Source organism: Bradyrhizobium sp. 190, from assembly GCF_023073415.1.
Taxonomy (GTDB): domain Bacteria; phylum Pseudomonadota; class Alphaproteobacteria; order Rhizobiales; family Xanthobacteraceae; genus Bradyrhizobium.
Genome location: NZ_JADPJL010000048.1, coordinates 33,563 through 49,786 on the forward strand (window position 1 = coordinate 33,563; position 16,224 = coordinate 49,786).

Consider the following 16,224-nt stretch of genomic DNA (forward strand, 5'->3'; position numbering starts at 1 on the left):
GCGCCGTCGTTGCCAGCAGTGGGTGGAATGCTCATCGAAAGTGCGCGGGCATGTGAGGCCCTCCGCGCTGAGAATTTCCCGTGAACTCACCCGAGCAGCTGGGGTTGGGAACCCAGCCCCGTGGTAAAAGTTTCCGTACATCGATGTTGAGGGTTCGCCTGCGGCGAAACGGGGGTTTGACATGGATGATGGTAAGCAGTTGCTCGACGGGGATGAGCTTCCGAGGATGTCCACTGGAAATGCCGGTTTAGACGACATACTGGGCGGCGGCATCGACCCCGAGAGAATGTATCTATTCGAAGGGCAGCCTGGTTCGGGAAAAACCACCCTGGCTTTGGAATTCTTGCTCGAAGGAGTTCGCGCCGGCGAACCGACACTTTACATCACGCTATCGGAGACCGAGCGAGAACTGCGTCTGGTCGCGAAGCGTCATGGGTGGTCGCTCAACGGCATCACGATCTTTGAACTAATTCCGGCTGAGACCAGTCTGGATCCGAGCCAGGAACTCACTGTGCTGCATCCTGCTGAGATGGAGCTCAGCGAAACGACGCAAATGATCTTCGACCGGGTCGAGGCGTTGGCGCCGGCCCGAATTGTACTCGATAGCCTATCAGAGCTTCGACTGTTGGCCCAAAGCCCGCTTAGATACCGCCGTCAAATCCTCGCGTTGAAGCACTTCTTCTCAGGTCGCAAGTCCACGGTGGTTTTGCTTGATGACCTTTCATCACAGCAGAACGATCTGCAATTGCACTCGATCGCCCATGGCGTCGTGCTGCTTGAGCAGCTGGCGATCGACTACGGTGCGCAGCGGCGACGCCTTCGCGTCGTGAAAATGCGCGGCATCGATTTCAAGGGCGGATTTCACGACTTTACTATCAGGCATGGGGGTCTCAAAGTTTACCCCCGACTTGTCGCGGCCGAGCATCATCAGGATTTCGACACGGAGGTCGTCCTAAGCGGAAATGCGGAACTGGACGCTCTGCTAGGCGGCGGCCTTGAGCGCGGAACAAATGCGCTCCTGATCGGCTCAGCGGGCGTCGGAAAATCATCCATGGCGCTTACTTACGCAATCGCAGCCGCATCACGGAACGAGCGCTCCGTGATTTTTGCCTTCGACGAAGGACGCGGAACCATGATTGCGCGTGCGAAGACGTTGGGACTTCCGCTTCAGGACGGGCTCGACAAAGGCCTGATCGATTTTCAGCAAATAGACCCTGCTGAAATGGCACCTGGGGAGTTTGCCGACGCGGTGCGGCGTAGCGTAGAACGTGCTGACGCGCGGATAGTGATAATCGACAGCCTCAATGGCTATCTCAACGCGATGCCGGACGAGCGCTTTTTGATTCTTCAGATGCACGAGTTGCTGAGCTATCTCAGCCATCGCGGCGTTCTAACCATCCTCGTGCTGGCGCAGCACGGCCTCGTCGGACCCATGGATACGCCGCTGGACATCAGCTATCTCGCCGACGGCGTGCTGATGCTGCGTTATTTCGAGTTCGACGGCAGCGTGAGGCGTGCACTGTCCGTCGTGAAGAAACGAAGCGGCCTTCATGAACATTCCATCCGTGAATTCAAACTCAGCCACCAAGGCATCACCGTCGGCCCTCCGCTCAGGGGTTTTAGCGGCATTTTCGGCGGTACGCCGGTGTACAAAGGGGAGGAGACACCTTTGATGTCTCGGGACACCGATGGTCGGCCTTGAAACGCCAAAAGGCGTGGTTTTGGTCCTGATGCCCGTCGGACGTGACGCCGCAACTGTTGCCAGGTTGATCGAAATGGCCGGCTTACGTCCCGTGGTCTGCAACACTCTTCAGGAATTGATAGAGAATCTCGAGTGGGTCGTTGAAGTCGTGGTTGTGGCGGAGGAGGCGCTCTACGGCAATAATGCCCGCGTTTTGGAGGACTGGGTGGGCCGTCAGCCACCGTGGTCCGATCAACCCTTTGTCGTACTGACCAACCACAATGAAGGTGGCAAGTTTGCCGCGTTCAGGCGCGAGTTAGTCATGCGCCTGCGTAACGTGGGCTTTCTTGAGCGCCCGTTGCAAGCCATCACGCTTCAGGCCACGATACTTTCCGCAGAGCGCGCTCGAAGACGACAGTATCTAACTCGTGCGCACCTTGAAGCCCAGCGCGGCGCCGCTGCAGAACTTGAGCGATTGGTGACGGAGAGAACAGCCGACCTTGAGCGGGCGAACAGTCAACTCCGAGAGGAAATTGCGGGTCGCGAACGGGCTCAGGCAGCGTTGCTGCAGGCCCAGAAAATCGAGGCGTTGGGCCAGCTTGTCGGTGGGGTCGCGCACGATTTCAATAACCTACTTATGGCTGTCATTGGTAATCTCGACCTGCTTTCCAAAAGACTTGGCGAAGATGCGCGACTTCACAGGCTGCTGGATGGCGCCATGGAGGGCGCCCGCCGTGGCGCCACTTTGACGCAACGACTACTCGCTTTTGCCCGCAAGCAGGAACTGAAAGCGCAAGCCACAGATGTCCGAAGCCTTGTGGAGGACATGATAGGCCTCATAGATCGTTCGGTGGGTCCGATGGTTCGGATCGAGCTTCACGCCGAAGACCATATGCCGGTCGTCGACGTCGACCCGAACCAGCTCGAAATGGCTCTGCTCAATCTCGCCGTGAATGCCCGGGACGCGATGATAACGGGCGGCGTCCTCACGATCGGGCTGTCCGAGCAAATTGTCGATGTCGACGATCAGCTGGGTGTCCAGCCGGGCCGATACGTGGTGCTCTCGGTGCGAGATACTGGAGAAGGGATGGACGCAGAGACGTTGGCCAGAGCCGTAGAACCGTTCTTCTCAACGAAGGGAGTGGGCAAGGGCACGGGTTTAGGTTTGTCTATGGTGTTCGGCCTGGCGCAACAATCCGGCGGTGCCCTGCGGCTCGAAAGCGCCCCCTCAAGTGGAACAATCGCCAGACTTTGGCTTCCCGTTGCCAGTGAAACGGCGGTCCCTTCCGGACAGACGCGGAATATCCTCACTAAAGCCTCAGGCCCAGCGAAGATTCTCTTTGTGGATGACGATCTTCTGATCGCCGGCAGTACTGTCGATCTACTAGAAGATCTGGGACATCAGGTGGTTGAAGCGCACTCCGCCAAAGAGGCGTTGCGGCTTCTTGAAGGTGGATTGGCTGCTGATCTTTTGATAACCGACCACGCGATGCCAGGGATGACAGGAATCGAACTGGCCAGGGAAGTGCGCCGCCACTATCCTCGACTTCCGGTCTTGCTTGCGACGGGGTTCGCTGAGCTGGAAGGAAGTGAAGTGGTAGACGTCGCACGTCTCGCGAAACCTTACACGCAAGATCAACTTGCCGCGGAGATAGCGCATCTCCTGCCGGTTGGAAGGGATGGTTTCTGAATGGCGCTCAGCGGCCGGCGTGCACCTGCCGGGTAGACGGATTTCGACCCCGTACCTTCAGGCGGCCTGCGCGCGCGCGGTGGAAAAGCGACGCTGCGGCTTTCCGCCGGGCGGGTTCCGTGGGCCGCCATCGAGCTCGCATAAGGCTTCGAGGATGGCGTCGATGCTGACAGGCGCATTCAGGCCTTCCGGAGCACGCAGCGCAGGACAAGAGGCGATCGCCGAAGCATCGGAAGCCCAGGAGGCGAGGATTGCCCGCTTCTCGGCCAGCGTCAGGGACGGGTGCATCACCACGTCCTTGGGGTGTTCGAAGACGGTGCCGGGGTGAAGGAGCGCTTGAAAGTCGAAGACGTTGTCGTCTGTGGCGGTCGTCGGCCGCATGGTTTCCTCCGTTCGAAGACGAGTGGGGCGGCAGCCCGAACTCCGTGCCGCCGCTATACCCGTTCGCTCAAGCCGCCTTGGACTCGATCTGGTGCACGTCGGCCTGCGCCGCGCCGTTGATGGCGATCCGCCGCGGCTTCATGGCCTCGGGAATCTCCCGGACCAGTTCGATCTTCAGCAGACCGTTGTCGAAGGACGCGTTCTTGACCTGAACGTAGTCGGCCAGGTTGAACTGGCGTTTGAACTGCCGGGTCGAGATACCCCTGTAAAGGAACTCGCGCTCGGCTTTCTCGGTCTTGCCGCCTTCGATGGTGACGACGTTCTGCTCTGCAGTGATCGAAATTTCATCCGGCGAGAAACCCGCGACCGCCAGCGTGATCTGGTATCGGTCTTCGGCCAGCCGTTCAATGTTATAGGGCGGATAGGTTTCCTCGGCACCGCGCTGGGCGGTCTCGGCGAGGTCGAATAGACGATCGAAACCGATGGTCGACCGGAAGAGGGGAGCGAAGTCATAAGTGCGCATAGCCAGATCCTCCTAGGAGCAAAATGGTCAATAGCGGCACCGGACACGACCGGTGCCCGTCTGTATTTCCCGAGCCCATCAGGCGCCCGGGAGCCACCCTGCGGTGGCGACTTAGAAATTACAAAAATGATTTTTGGTTTCAAGAGGGAGTCAAATTTTTTTGGCCTGATCTGGATCGCCTGGCCGGGGCGCTACGGCAGCGCGGGCAGGGGCACCTTGATGTCGCTCCCCCCTTCGCCGTAAGTCTATTGCGGGCCGGCGCACGGCGAGGTCCAGCTTTCGCTTCTGCTTCTCCGAACGGGCGTTCTCGGCTTGCGAGCGCTAATGCGGCCCGCTCGGCCGCGATGGCTTGGTCGAAAAAACCCAGCGAGGTTTGATAGGTTTTTCAGCTTTCTCGCCATGAGGCCCGGCTCGCTAAACTGCGGGCGGGATCGGCGGGGTCGCGTTAAGAAGCTGGGATATCGCGATAACGATCTGGGCAGGGGCAAAGGGCTTTGCAAGCAGTAGGCTGTTAGGGACGCCCTTGGACGCCCATTCCTCCCCGTGAGTGCCGGTCATGTAGATGATGGGCATCGTCGGATCGATCTCCCGGGCAGAGCGACCGACCTCCCATCCATCGAGCGTTCCCAGCAGGTTGATGTCGGTCACGACCGCCCGGTATTTGGATTTGTCGTCCTGGAGAAGTGTAATTGCTTCCTCGCCGGACGCCGTCAGGGCCGAGGCAAAGCCGCCGTCCGAAAGCGCTTCTTCGACCAAAGCCTGAATAAGCTGGTCGTCCTCGATGACCAGAATCGTAACCGCATCGTTCAAAGCCAATCTCCCCCTGGCTGCCTCGTTGCAGTCCCCGGCAGGGTAAGAGGTGGTGGAACAATAAGTTCCGTCTTTAAGACCTACCGAGGGGTTTTCCAGCAATGCCGCGCCAAGCACTAGACGCTTGGAAAGAGGTTGCGCGCGCGATCTTCCATCCCGCAGGGCAAACTCGAAGCGAACTCGTCCCAACCGGGCAACTTATCATGCTACAAGCAAAAAAGCGGGCCAGCCACGCCGGGATTTCGAAGGGACGAATTCATGCCAACCCCTGCGGGGAAAGAGTCCGTATCGTCTCCAGTCGCGTCGACCGCTGCAACGAGACAGGAACTTCCGTACCGGTTAAGACAACAGTCCTTGCTGGGCGCGTTCGGCCGAACCGCGCTGCAGACCCGGGACATCGGCCAGATACTGCAACGTGCGACGGAGCTCTGCGCGCAGGGTCTCGAAACACCCTTCGCCAAAGTCCTGGAGTACATGCCGGAGGAAAAAAGGTTGCTGGTGAGCGCAGGCGTTGGATGGGCGCCGGACACGATCGGCCAGGTATCCCTGGGCGTCGATCTAGAGTCTCCCGCTGGCTACGCGTTCCATACCGGCCAGATCGTCATTTCCAACCACCTTCAGGAAGAAACCCGCTTTCGAACGCCGAAACTGCTGTCGGAGCACGGCATCAAGCGTGCCATCAACGTTCTGATCGCGCGGGGCGGCGAAGGTCATCTACCGTTTGGCGTTCTGGAAGTCGACAGCGCGGACTCGGGTCAGTTCGATCTTGCGGATGCCGATTTCCTTGCGGGCTTTGCGGGCCTGCTCGGCATCGCCATCGAACGGCAGCAGGCCGACGCCGAACTCCAAAAAGCCCTGGAGCACCAGGCGATGTTAACCCGAGAGATGAGCCACCGTGTCAAGAACAGCCTGGCGTCGGTGGTAGGCCTGCTCCGCGTCCAGTCCCGCAGCGCACAGTCCGAGGAAGTTCAAAACGCGCTCAAGGACGCCGCTTCCCGCATCACCACGATCGCCCAGGTTCACGACCACCTGTGGCGCAGCACCAGGATCGGGTTTGTCGACATTGCGGACTTCGCGGGCGAGCTTTGCAGGAAGCTGCAGGAAACGCTCGCCTACAAGATTGACTGCAACTTCGACCACCTGATGATTCCGGCGGACAAGGCAATTCCCCTTGGCCTCCTGATCAATGAGCTTGTCACGAACGCGGCGAAGCACGCCTACTCCGACAAGTCCGGCGAAATCCAGGTGGCGGGCGCGGGGCGCGGAGCCGATTTGCATGTCGTGGTAGCGGATCAGGGAGCGGGACTGCCGGCGGATTTCGATATGGACCAGCCGCGAGCGAGCCTGGGCTTCAAGGTGATCAAGAGCCTGCTTGCCCAACTCAATGGACGCATCGCGGTCGCCAAAGGGCACAACTATCCAGCTTGATGTACCACTCGATTAGAGGATGATTCTCCGGGGCACACGATCTCGCGCCGTGCGAATGGCAGAACGTCCGAAATCCCTATGTCGGTGGCGTTATCAACGAGGTGATGTATCGGGCGTGGCCTTGGTCGGCTTGTTTTCCCCCGACGACGTTGCAGGGCAGGCCCGGCCCACCGTGCTGTTCGAGGCTGGGTTGGCGATGGCCGGCGTCCCGCCAAGACGGTGCCGGTCATCGGCCGTATCTCTCGGCTACCGCAGCCGCAACGAACTTTCTGCGTCCGGCGCTGTCCGGGCTTGTGCCATGGGCGGCGCATCAGTCTGGGAATGTGGCGGGGTCGATGTAAACACGCGGCACGACGTGTCCATAGGCCTTGATGACCCATCTGGCGGACGCAATTTGCGACTGGACGCTTCTGGCGCAAAGCGGTCGTCCGGCGGAACAGCGAAGTCAGACTCTTGATCCGCAGCAATCGGCGCCGTCATTTGAATCTAACTACGCGTGCAACAGGTAAGGCAGCGCGAAACGGACGTCAGTGCCGATCAACAGCTGTATTGCATTTGTCGCTTTACTGAATTATGTCGTGTCCAGGGGAAATGCAGTCTCCCCTTGAGGCCTCGGTCCAAGAACTGTGCAACGCTCGACTTGTCGAGGAATTGCACATATGGACGAGAACGGCCCTCCCATTCCTCCCAGCGATTTTCCTTTGCGGTCTGCTTTCGAGCGGACTTCTGCGGATATCGATCCGCCGCCCGAGCCCTGCCGAAACGATCCCCCGGACGCGCCTTCGGTCGCCGTCTATTACCGCGATGAGGCGGAAGTACGCGAAGGATTCCTGATTGCGCTGCGCGCAATGGGGGTCGTCGACGTCGAACAACACCCTGAGCGCGTGAAGCCTCCCTACGGAGGTGGAAAGCCATGAAGACGCGCGTAATTCCATACTGGCTACCATTTTGCATGCTGTTGTTTGCATGTGTTCCAACGGCATCGCGTGGCCCCCCCGATGCCATCACGTTCGACACGGCAAAACGGCTTGACGATTTTGTCTTTTTTGCCTCGGGCGACGGCAGGCCGCACCGATGGTTGGTCATTGATAGCGACGCTGGTCGAGGATTGGCGCAGGTCGCCTCTGATCCAATTGAAAATCCCCTGGCGTTTGCGCTTTACCGTCCGCTCGCCGGACGCGACGTCTACGTGCCAACGTGCTTCATGATCGATTCCAGCAAGATTGACCGGGCTGCCGGTGTATTCGTCCGGTTTAGATCGCCTAATGATTATTACGCGGTACGCGCCAGCGCACTCGAAAATAACGTGAACCTCTATCGCATCGCTGCCGGACGGCGAGAGACGATCGGAAGTATGGACATCAACGTGTCGGGCCAGGCGCGGCATACGCTCGGCATCGCGGCGAGCGAGGACCGGCTCACGGTATTTTTCGACGGCAAGGAGCTTTTTGTCGCGACCGACAGAAGGCGTCCAGGTCCTGCAGGCAAGGTTGGCCTGTGGACCGAGGCCGACAGCATGAACGTGTTCGAAAACTTCGAAGTCTCAACCCTCCATTAGTTGGAAAAGTCAGACCGCCAAAGGAGAATTACGATGCGTTACCAACTGGCACCGCTTTATTGCCGTCCGTGGACGTTGAACGGGATCTCCGCACGCCTCATCGAAAGCCACTACGAAAATAACTACGGCGGCGCCCTCAATCGCTTGAACGCCATCTCCGAGGAGATTGAATGCCTCGATCTTGGTAATGCTCCGAACCCGTCGCTTGCCCGGCTGAAGCGCGACGAAATCGTCGCGCTCAACTCGACGCTTCTGCACGAATTGTATTTTGCAAGTCTCGGCGGCGACGGACGCGTCGTGCCAGACGTCATCGCAAGCGCCATCGCGAAGGATTTTGGATCGGTGGATCGCTGGCGCCAAGAGTTCGTCGGCATTGCGTCCGGACTGGCCGGTGGCTCGGGTTGGGTGTTGCTAACCTATGTTCCGCGCGACGGACGGCTCATCAATCAGATAGCGGCGGAACACAGTCAAAGCATCGCGGGCGGCGTCCCGATCCTCGCCCTGGACATGTACGAGCACGCCTTCCACCTGGAATTCGGCGCGAACGCCGGCGCCTACATCGCCGCCTTCATGCGTAACATCGATTGGTCCGCCGTAGAGCAGCGCTATGAGGATGCCATCAAGGTCGCGCCACCGCGGCCACTCGAGCAAAGGGAATTTGCCGACGTGCCGTCGATCTCGGTCGAGGAAGTCCGGGAGATGATGAGGTCGGGGACGCCGGTTCAGATCATCGATGCGCGCCCGAAGCACTACACCACGAAAGCCCAGGATATCATGGACGGAGCCGTATGGCGCGACCCCGAGCGCCTCGACGACTGGATCGGCACCCTGTCGAAGACCGAACCCGTCGTCACTTTCTGTGTCTATGGCTTCCACATCGGGTGTCAGGCCGCTTCGGCGCTGCGCAAGGCAGGATTTGATGCCCGGTACATGGTGGGCGGACACTATGCCTGGAAGGCAATCAAGGGCCCGGTGAAGCTCTTGAGTGACCGATAGCGCAGGAGCCCGGCCATGTCACATCCGCAACGCCGCAGGGCCATCATCGCGGCCATACTTTTCTTCATTGGAGTGAGTGCCATGTCGAACCATGCGATCAGTTTCGAGAGCACGCAGACGGGTGCTGCGCCCGAGGGCTGGACCTCCACCCTCACGGGCTCGGGCGATCCTAAGTGGACGGTCGAAAGCGACGAGACCGCACCGTCAAAATCGAAGGTGATCAAGCAATCCGGCCGGGCGACCTACCCGCTGCTGCTGAAGAACGACAGCAGCATCAAGGACGGCTTTGTCGAGGTCAAGTTCAAGGCCATCTCGGGATCGCAGGACCGCGCCGCCGGCGTCGTCTGGCGCGCAAAGGACGCGAACAACTACTACGTGGCCCGCGCCAATGCCCTTGAGGACAACGTCGTTCTCTACAAGACCGTCAACGGCGTCCGCAGCCCGCTGGACATTGCCGGCCGCAAGGGAGGGTACGGAACCGACGTCAAGGTTCCGGCCAACACGTGGCACAGCCTGCGCGTCGATTTCAGCGGCTCGCGCTTTCGCCTGTCGTTCAATGGCAAACAACTTTTCGAGGTCGAGGATTCCACCTTCGCCGATGCCGGCAAGGTCGGGCTGTGGACCAAGGCCGACAGCGTGACTCTGTTCGATCAAATCACCTACGGCGAAGGGAAATAGGCGGGCCCACGAAAGTGTAGACGCCTTGGGGAGCGGCCGATGGATGGACTGTTTCTGGTTTTGTTTGTTTTCGCCGCCTTTGCCGGCGGCTTCGTCAGCGGGTTTTCGGGATTCGCGATGGGACTCGTCGTGTCCGGCGTTTGGCTGCACATCATCACGCCGATCCAGACCGCGGCGCTGATCGCAGGATACGGCCTGCTCACGCAGGGTTACGGCATCCTGAAACTACGCCTGGCGCTGAACTGGCAGGCCATCTGGCCGCTGTCGCTCGGCACGACGATAGGCATCCCGGTCGGAGTGTATCTGTTGACCTACCTCAACCCGGTTTATCTGAGGCTCGGCGTCGGCGTGCTGCTAGTGCTCTATGCGATCTACAGCCTGTCCCGACCGGCGATCAAGCCGATGAAGATCGGTGCAGCACCCGACATCGGCATCGGCTTCGTTAACGGCCTGGTCGGAGGGCTGACCGGTCTGGGTGGCGTCGTCTCGACCATCTCCTGCCAATGGCGGGGCTGGACGAGGGACTTGCAACGCGCGGTGTTCCAGCCGGTGCTGTTCGCGGCCTTTGTGGTGATCTCGATTTCGATGGCCGCCACCGGCGCCTTCACGACGGAAACCCTCAAATTGTACGGGCTCGGTTTGCCGTTTCTGCTCGTCGGCCTCTGGAGCGGTTTCAAGCTGTACGGAAAGATCGACGAGGAGATGTTCCGGAAAGTGGTGCTGATACTGATCCTGCTCGCCGGCCTGTCGTTGATCGTGCCGGCCGTGCTTGCCAAACCGTGAGGACGCCATGTCGCTGAAAACAGTTGGAACTATCGCCATACCGAACGCCGAAGGAAGCGAGTTCGATCACGGCGCCTTCGATGCCAAGAGCCGACGCGTCTTCATAGCTCACACTGCTCGCGACCGCGTCGAGGTGATCGACCACGACGCCAGCAGGCACCTGGCGACGCTGCCGGGGTTTCCGGGCGTGGCCGGCGCCGTCGCCGACGACGGACAGATCTTGATCACCAACCGTGGCAGCGCCAGCATCGCGCTGCTCGATGCCGGCACACTGGAAACGCGCGCCACGTACAAGACCGGCGGGCGACCGAACGGTGCCGTGATCGTCGCCCGCCTCGGTCTCGGAATCGCAGCCTGCATCGGCGTCGATGGAGAAACGCCGACGTTGCAGCTTTACGGCTTGAGCGATCGACGACATGTATCGATCAACCTGCCGGGACGGCCACGCTGGTGCGTCACCGACGCGGCCGCCGAGCGGATATTCCTTTGCATCCGCGAGCCCTCGATGGTGCTGGTGGCGCGCCTGCCCGATCTCGGCGAGGTGACCCAATGGATGGTCCCGTCGTCGGGCGCGCATGGTCTCGACATCGACCATTCCAGGGGCCGTCTTTATGTCGCCTGTGATGATGCAACCCTTGTCGAGATGAGCAGCACCTCGGGCGAAGTCACCAACGTCTGGCCGATCGGAGGCCCACCCGATGTCACATTCTTCAACCCGGCAACCGGGCTCGTTCACGTCGCGATCGGGGAGCCCGGGCTTGTCGACTCCATTGACCCGCGCAACGGCCATACCACGCGAACCGTGACCGGCGCCGGGGCGCATACGACGGCGCTGGTGGCGCCGGACCGGCTTTACGTCATCTCACCCGCGCATGGCGGAATCCTCGTCCTCTCGGACACCTGATGTCCGCGGACACAACAACTACACAGGAGACGCAACATGAAATGGATCACCCGCGAGAAGGTCAAGGTCGACCGCGTCGCATGCCCGTGGCTCATCAAGAAGTTCGTCGACAAGGATGCCGAATTCGTGTTCGTGCCCGGCGATAAGGTGATGGCGGAGGCGAAGAGCCTCGATGCCATTCCCTACGACGTCAAGGACGTCGAACTTGGTCACCACGGCAAGGAATGTTCCTTTGAAGCGATCCTGAAAAAGTACAAGCTGACCGGCGACCCGGCGCTGGTGCTGCTCGGGCGGATCGTCAATGGTGCCGACACCGATAACACGCTGTACCACCAGCCGGAGGGACCCGGCCTCGAAGCCATTGCCGAAGGCTTCCGGCATCTCGGCTTCCGGGACGACCATGAGCACAATGCGGCGGAGTGGATCGTGTACGACGCGCTCTATGCGTACTGCGGCGAGATGGTAAAGCGCGGCAAGCCGAACGGCGACTTCATGAACTGATACCGTCGCACCGCGCGAGCGGATCAATCGAAAGCATTCAAGGACATATCAGGAGAAAGTCATGGACCCGAAGAAGATCGCATTTGTGTGTTTGCACGGCTCGGCAAAGAGCCTTATCGCGGCGGAATATTTCAATCGCATTGCGACCGAGAGAAACCTGCCGCTTCGAGCCACCACCTCGGGTCCTGAACCCGACAATGAGGTGCCTGAAAACATAGTGGCCGGTTTGAAGAGCCGCGGCATCGATGTCGGGCAGTACCGTCCTACTCTGATCGCGGCAGATCAGCTCACCAACGCTGACTTGATCGTGTCTTTCGCATGCGATGCCGCTCGACGACTTGCGTCTTCCAAACCTGAGGAACGTTGGGATGAATGTCCCGCGGTTAGCGACGATTTCGATATCGCCTGGACCTTCATTACAGGCCGCGTCGAGAACTTGATCGCCCGTCTCGCTGCGCAGTGACCATTTGACGAGGGAATCACATGCTTCGCTTGAGCAGTGGAAGTTGGCATGATACAGTAATCACTCGGGCCTTTGACAACCGCCCGATGAGCTCCCGCAGCCAAGCGTTGTTTCGCTCCATTACGGAGGTGAAACCATGTCTTGCGGCAGCACTACCTCAACCGGCATTCTGGACGCAGCTTCCCTCTCTTTTCGGGACCTCAGGTGGGCACGGAAAACGCCGCTTGCGTGGCTGGTCGCAACGAGCCTGGGATGGGAACGGCGACGCCAGTACAAGCAACTTCTCGAACTTGATGACCGGCTGATCGCCGACATGGGCATATCGAGGACGACCGTCGATGAAGTGCGCAGGTCTCCCTTGTATTTGATCGCCTGGCGCGACAGCCGATAAGAGTTGAGCGAACGTCGGATGACCTGGCTGGAACGGGAACCATTGCGTCCGGCACGGTTAAAATGTTCGTGATGAGGCTGCTGCGCGTACGGGTGGGACGTCGCTCGGCCGCCGGCTTTCGCGAGACTATCGGCGAAGCCACCATCCGAAAGATCGTATTACGCCCATGTTACTCTCCGACGTGGAGTTGAACCTATGAACGCGGATTGACAGCCGGCTCCTCAAGGGTCTAATTCGAGGCACGGGGGTCGCGATCCCCTCGCGAGGCGACATGCCCAAGTATCGCGTCCTGATTTCACAAAGGGCGCACGCATGTCTTCATATACCTCCATATCCACCGAGAAACTGTCCCGGCTCATTGGCACTGCCAACGCGCCTACGCTGATCGACGTCCGCATCGACGAAGATTTCGCCGCCGACCCACGCCTGATTCCGGGCGCAATGCGACGGCCGCACGCCGAGGTCCAGGAATGGGCTTCGCGCCTGACCGGCCAGTCGGTCGTGGTCGTCTGCCAAAAGGGTCAGAAATTGAGCGAGGGTACTGCCGCGTGGCTGCGCCACGCCCAAGTTGCGGCGGAGGTCCTCGAAGACGGGCACGTCGGCTGGAAGGAGGCTGAACTGCCGACCGTCCCTGCCGGTAAAATTCCGAAGCGCGACGGACGCGGCCGGACCGTATGGGTCACGCGGTCCCGCCCGAAGATCGATCGCATCGCCTGCCCGTGGCTCATCCGCCGGTTCATCGATCCCGCCGCCGTCTTCCTGTTCGTCGCGTCGGCCGAAGTCCAAGCCGTGGCCGAGCGGTTCGACGCCACCCCCTTCGACGTGGAAAACGTGTTCTGGAGCCACCGCGGCGATCTGTGCACCTTCGACGTGATGGTCGAGGAGTTCGGGCTCGCGACGCCGCCTCTGCAACGCCTGGCGACAATGGTGCGCGCGGCGGATACCGGTCGTCTTGATCTCTCGCCCGAAGCAGCCGGGCTGCTCGCGGCGTCCCTTGGCCTGTCGCGCATGTACGACGACGACCTCGAGCAATTGAGCGCCGGAATGCTGCTGTACGACGCGTTTTTCCGCTGGTGCCGTGACGCGACCAAGGAAACGCACAATTGGCCGACCAACAAGGCGAAGCCATGACGGACGTTGCGGCGAATCCAAAGGTCACGTCGACCGACTACGCGCACGGCATTTCGTTCGGCGAAGCGTTCGTCGTATGGCTTCGCGTCGCAATGCTCAGCTTCGGCGGGCCCGCGGGCCAGATCGCGGTGATGCATCGCATCCTCGTCGAGGAGAAGAACTGGATCTCGGAAGGTCGCTTCCTGCATGCGCTCAACTACTGCATGCTGCTGCCGGGACCCGAAGCGCAGCAGCTTGCGACCTATATCGGCTGGCTGCTGCACAGGACCGCCGGCGGCATAATGGCCGGCGTGCTCTTCATTGTGCCCGGCGTCATCGCCATCATGGGTCTCAGCTACATCTACGCGGTCTACGGCAATGTCGGCTTCGTCGAGGCCTTGTTCTTCGGCCTGAAGGCCGCGGTGCTTGCCATCGTGATCCAGGCTGTGTTCCGCGTCGGCAAACGCGCGTTGCGCAATCGGGTCATGATCGCCATCGCGGCGCTTGCCTTCATCGCGATCTTCTTCTTCGGCGCGCCGTTTCCGCTGATCATCGTCGCCGCGGGCATCGTCGGCTTCGCCGGGGCGAGAGCCGGCAGGCCGGAGTTCGCTGCCGTCGAGCATGGCGGCAAGGGCAACGCGGCGGTCGACAGCATGATGGATGAGGCCGTGCCCGAACATGTGCGCGCGACCCCGGCCCGGGCGCTGCGCGTCGCGGCCGTCTGGCTCGCGCTTTGGCTCATCCCCGTCGGCGCGATCGTCTTTGGGCTTGGCCCCGCGAACGTCTTCAGCCAGATCGCGATCTTCTTCAGCAAGATGGCGATGGTCACGTTCGGCGGCGCCTACGCGGTGCTGGCCTACGTCGCCCAGCAGGCCGCGGACTATTATCACTGGGTCCAGCCGCGCGAGATGCTCGACGGCCTGGGCATGGCGGAGACCACGCCCGGACCGCTCATCATGGTCGTCCAATTCGTGGGTTTCATGGCCGCTTTCCGCGATGCCGGCGGGCTTTCACCGCTGGTTGCGGCAACCCTCGGCGGCTTGCTTGCCACCTGGGTCACGTTCACGCCGTGCTTCCTCTGGATATTTCTCGGCGCGCCGTACATCGAAAAGCTGCGAGGCAACAAGTCGCTCGCGGGGGCGCTCACCGCCATCACGGCGGCGGTCGTCGGCGTCATTCTCAACCTGTCGATCTGGTTCGCGCTGCACACGCTGTTCAGGCAGACCGTTCCCGTTCAGGGATTTGGTTTCTCTTTTGACGCGCCGATATTCTCCAGCGTCGATGTTCCGGCGCTCGTCCTTTCGATCGCCGCCGCCACCGCGATCTTCCGCTTCAATGTGGGGATGCTCGTCGTCCTCGCCGCATCATGCATCACCGGCGTCCTGCTGCGCGCAGCGGGCGTCATCTAGGGAAAGGGGCGAAGCAAAGGAGAGGATACATGAAACGCACGTTCGCTATCATCGCGCTCGGGCTTGCCCTGCAAGGGTACGGCGCCAGGGCGGCCGACATCGACTGGAAGAAGGTGGATGCGGCGCTCGGCAAGACCGCCGCCGTCAGCGGTGAGGTCCACCGCTACGGCCTGCCGCGGTCGGACCTGCACATCACGTTGGACGGGGTCCAGATCAAGCCCGCACTGGCGCTGGGCGGTTGGGTCGCATTTGCACCGATGCACGGCCAGGCGATGGTCATGGGCGACCTTGTCCTGCTTGAGACCGAAATCACCCCGGTCATGACCAAACTGCTGAACAGCGGATTGGACATCACCGCCATCCACAACCACATTCTTCGCGCCTCTCCGGCGACCTTCTACATGCACATGGCCGGCCACGGCGATCCGGAGAAGATGGCCACCGCGATCCGCTCGGCGCTAACCTCGGAAAGCAAGACGCCGTTCGATCCGCCGGCCACCGCCGCCGCAGCGGCGCCGGCGGTCGATCTCGAAACCGCGAAGCTGGACGAGATCATGGGAGCCAAGGGCAATGCGACCGGCGGCGTCTATCAGTTCGGCATTCCGCGCCGGCAGCCGGCGACGGAAGGTGGCATGGCGGTCAGCCCGGCGCTGGGCGGGGCAAACGCGATCAACTTCCAGCCGACCGGCGGCGGCAAGGCGGCGATCACGGGCGACTTTCTGGTGACCGGCGACGAGGTCAATCCGCTCATCCGGGCGCTGCGCGCCGGCGACATCGAAGTCACCGCGATCCACAGTCACATGCTCGACGAGCAGCCGCGCATGTTTTTCATCCATTTCTGGGCGAACGATGACGCGATGAAGCTGGCGAAAGGCGTGCGTGCGGCACTCGACAAGACCGCCGTCGCGCAGCGCTGAT

The 16,224-nt window shown here is 61.0% G+C and carries 18 protein-coding genes; 15 read left to right on the forward strand and 3 right to left on the reverse strand.

Annotation, left to right across the window (positions count from 1 at the left end):
• Nucleotides 1-181 precede the first annotated feature (181 nt).
• Together IVB22_RS26255 and IVB22_RS26260 are read left to right on the forward strand one after the other, a co-directional pair.
• Nucleotides 182-1,702: an ATPase domain-containing protein gene (locus tag IVB22_RS26255; protein WP_247520151.1), complete on the forward strand. Its 1,521-nt coding sequence runs from the start codon at nt 182-184 to the stop codon at nt 1,700-1,702.
• The gene (locus IVB22_RS26260) at nt 1,689-3,371 is read left to right on the forward strand and encodes an ATP-binding protein (RefSeq protein ID WP_247520152.1); all 1,683 of its coding nucleotides are present in this window, start codon (nt 1,689-1,691) and stop codon (nt 3,369-3,371) included. The genes IVB22_RS26255 and IVB22_RS26260 overlap by 14 nt, the downstream gene beginning before the upstream one ends.
• Before the next feature lie 57 nt (nt 3,372-3,428).
• Here the strand turns inward: IVB22_RS26260 and IVB22_RS26265 are convergent, their stop codons facing one another.
• From IVB22_RS26265 to IVB22_RS26275, 3 genes are all read right to left on the reverse strand, one after another.
• Entirely contained in the window at nt 3,429-3,752 is a 324-nt protein-coding gene (locus IVB22_RS26265; RefSeq protein WP_247520153.1) for a hypothetical protein, read from the reverse strand.
• A gap of 67 nt (nt 3,753-3,819) precedes the next feature.
• Nucleotides 3,820-4,275 carry an Hsp20 family protein gene (locus IVB22_RS26270; protein WP_247520154.1) on the reverse strand — a complete coding sequence of 152 codons (456 nt, stop codon included), beginning with the start codon at nt 4,273-4,275 and terminating at the stop codon, nt 3,820-3,822.
• Nucleotides 4,276-4,689: 414 nt separating this feature from the next.
• Nucleotides 4,690-5,085, reverse strand: coding sequence for a response regulator (locus IVB22_RS26275; RefSeq protein ID WP_247520155.1), 396 nt, complete (start codon nt 5,083-5,085; stop codon nt 4,690-4,692).
• A gap of 354 nt (nt 5,086-5,439) precedes the next feature.
• Between IVB22_RS26275 and IVB22_RS26280 the strand changes: the two genes are divergently transcribed.
• The 13 genes from IVB22_RS26280 (at nt 5,440) to IVB22_RS26340 (ending at nt 16,223) form a co-directional block, all read left to right on the forward strand.
• Nucleotides 5,440-6,513 carry a histidine kinase dimerization/phosphoacceptor domain -containing protein gene (locus IVB22_RS26280; protein WP_308200457.1) on the forward strand — a complete coding sequence of 358 codons (1,074 nt, stop codon included), beginning with the start codon at nt 5,440-5,442 and terminating at the stop codon, nt 6,511-6,513.
• Nucleotides 6,514-7,172: 659 nt separating this feature from the next.
• A complete protein-coding gene (locus IVB22_RS26285; RefSeq protein ID WP_247520157.1) occupies nt 7,173-7,430 on the forward strand; it encodes a hypothetical protein in 258 nt (85 codons plus the stop codon).
• Entirely contained in the window at nt 7,427-8,071 is a 645-nt protein-coding gene (locus tag IVB22_RS26290) for a hypothetical protein (RefSeq protein ID WP_247520158.1), read from the forward strand. The genes IVB22_RS26285 and IVB22_RS26290 overlap by 4 nt, the downstream gene beginning before the upstream one ends.
• A gap of 33 nt (nt 8,072-8,104) precedes the next feature.
• On the forward strand, nt 8,105-9,067 hold the full coding sequence (locus IVB22_RS26295) for a Fe-Mn family superoxide dismutase (protein WP_247520159.1): 963 nt from the start codon (nt 8,105-8,107) through the stop codon (nt 9,065-9,067).
• 81 nt (nt 9,068-9,148) lie between these two features.
• Nucleotides 9,149-9,745 carry a family 16 glycoside hydrolase gene (locus tag IVB22_RS26300; RefSeq protein WP_247520160.1) on the forward strand — a complete coding sequence of 199 codons (597 nt, stop codon included), beginning with the start codon at nt 9,149-9,151 and terminating at the stop codon, nt 9,743-9,745.
• A 39-nt stretch (nt 9,746-9,784) separates the two neighbouring features.
• Complete coding sequence (locus IVB22_RS26305; protein ID WP_247520161.1) at nt 9,785-10,528, forward strand: sulfite exporter TauE/SafE family protein; 744 nt, start codon at nt 9,785-9,787, stop codon at nt 10,526-10,528.
• Nucleotides 10,529-10,535: 7 nt separating this feature from the next.
• Nucleotides 10,536-11,432, forward strand: coding sequence for a YncE family protein (locus IVB22_RS26310; protein WP_247520162.1), 897 nt, complete (start codon nt 10,536-10,538; stop codon nt 11,430-11,432).
• Nucleotides 11,433-11,468: 36 nt separating this feature from the next.
• Nucleotides 11,469-11,933 (forward strand): chromate resistance protein ChrB domain-containing protein, encoded by a 465-nt coding sequence (locus IVB22_RS26315; RefSeq protein ID WP_247520163.1) that lies wholly within the window; start codon nt 11,469-11,471, stop codon nt 11,931-11,933.
• 61 nt (nt 11,934-11,994) lie between these two features.
• Nucleotides 11,995-12,396, forward strand: a complete 402-nt coding sequence (locus IVB22_RS26320; RefSeq protein WP_247520164.1) for a low molecular weight phosphatase family protein — start codon at nt 11,995-11,997, stop codon at nt 12,394-12,396.
• 136 nt (nt 12,397-12,532) lie between these two features.
• Complete coding sequence (locus tag IVB22_RS26325; protein ID WP_247520165.1) at nt 12,533-12,787, forward strand: DUF1127 domain-containing protein; 255 nt, start codon at nt 12,533-12,535, stop codon at nt 12,785-12,787.
• A gap of 312 nt (nt 12,788-13,099) precedes the next feature.
• Nucleotides 13,100-13,918, forward strand: coding sequence for a sulfurtransferase/chromate resistance protein (locus tag IVB22_RS26330; RefSeq protein ID WP_247520166.1), 819 nt, complete (start codon nt 13,100-13,102; stop codon nt 13,916-13,918).
• Nucleotides 13,915-15,306, forward strand: a complete 1,392-nt coding sequence (chrA, locus tag IVB22_RS26335) for a chromate efflux transporter (protein ID WP_247520229.1) — start codon at nt 13,915-13,917, stop codon at nt 15,304-15,306. The genes IVB22_RS26330 and chrA overlap by 4 nt, the downstream gene beginning before the upstream one ends.
• Before the next feature lie 29 nt (nt 15,307-15,335).
• Entirely contained in the window at nt 15,336-16,223 is an 888-nt protein-coding gene (locus tag IVB22_RS26340; protein ID WP_247520167.1) for a DUF1259 domain-containing protein, read from the forward strand.
• The last annotated feature ends 1 nt before the right edge of the window (nt 16,224 follow it).

Coding starts and splice junctions, on each gene's coding strand:
- IVB22_RS26330 (WP_247520166.1), top strand. CDS start 13,100: ATGTCTTCATATACCTCCATATCCACCGAGAAACTGTCCCGGCTCATT.
- IVB22_RS26295 (WP_247520159.1), top strand. CDS start 8,105: ATGCGTTACCAACTGGCACCGCTTTATTGCCGTCCGTGGACGTTGAAC.
- IVB22_RS26325 (WP_247520165.1), top strand. CDS start 12,533: ATGTCTTGCGGCAGCACTACCTCAACCGGCATTCTGGACGCAGCTTCC.
- chrA (WP_247520229.1), top strand. CDS start 13,915: ATGACGGACGTTGCGGCGAATCCAAAGGTCACGTCGACCGACTACGCG.
- IVB22_RS26320 (WP_247520164.1), top strand. CDS start 11,995: ATGGACCCGAAGAAGATCGCATTTGTGTGTTTGCACGGCTCGGCAAAG.
- IVB22_RS26300 (WP_247520160.1), top strand. CDS start 9,149: ATGTCGAACCATGCGATCAGTTTCGAGAGCACGCAGACGGGTGCTGCG.
- IVB22_RS26285 (WP_247520157.1), top strand. CDS start 7,173: ATGGACGAGAACGGCCCTCCCATTCCTCCCAGCGATTTTCCTTTGCGG.
- IVB22_RS26260 (WP_247520152.1), top strand. CDS start 1,689: ATGGTCGGCCTTGAAACGCCAAAAGGCGTGGTTTTGGTCCTGATGCCC.
- IVB22_RS26340 (WP_247520167.1), top strand. CDS start 15,336: ATGAAACGCACGTTCGCTATCATCGCGCTCGGGCTTGCCCTGCAAGGG.
- IVB22_RS26265 (WP_247520153.1), bottom strand. CDS start 3,752: ATGCGGCCGACGACCGCCACAGACGACAACGTCTTCGACTTTCAAGCG.
- IVB22_RS26310 (WP_247520162.1), top strand. CDS start 10,536: ATGTCGCTGAAAACAGTTGGAACTATCGCCATACCGAACGCCGAAGGA.
- IVB22_RS26270 (WP_247520154.1), bottom strand. CDS start 4,275: ATGCGCACTTATGACTTCGCTCCCCTCTTCCGGTCGACCATCGGTTTC.
- IVB22_RS26315 (WP_247520163.1), top strand. CDS start 11,469: ATGAAATGGATCACCCGCGAGAAGGTCAAGGTCGACCGCGTCGCATGC.
- IVB22_RS26290 (WP_247520158.1), top strand. CDS start 7,427: ATGAAGACGCGCGTAATTCCATACTGGCTACCATTTTGCATGCTGTTG.
- IVB22_RS26255 (WP_247520151.1), top strand. CDS start 182: ATGGATGATGGTAAGCAGTTGCTCGACGGGGATGAGCTTCCGAGGATG.
- IVB22_RS26305 (WP_247520161.1), top strand. CDS start 9,785: ATGGATGGACTGTTTCTGGTTTTGTTTGTTTTCGCCGCCTTTGCCGGC.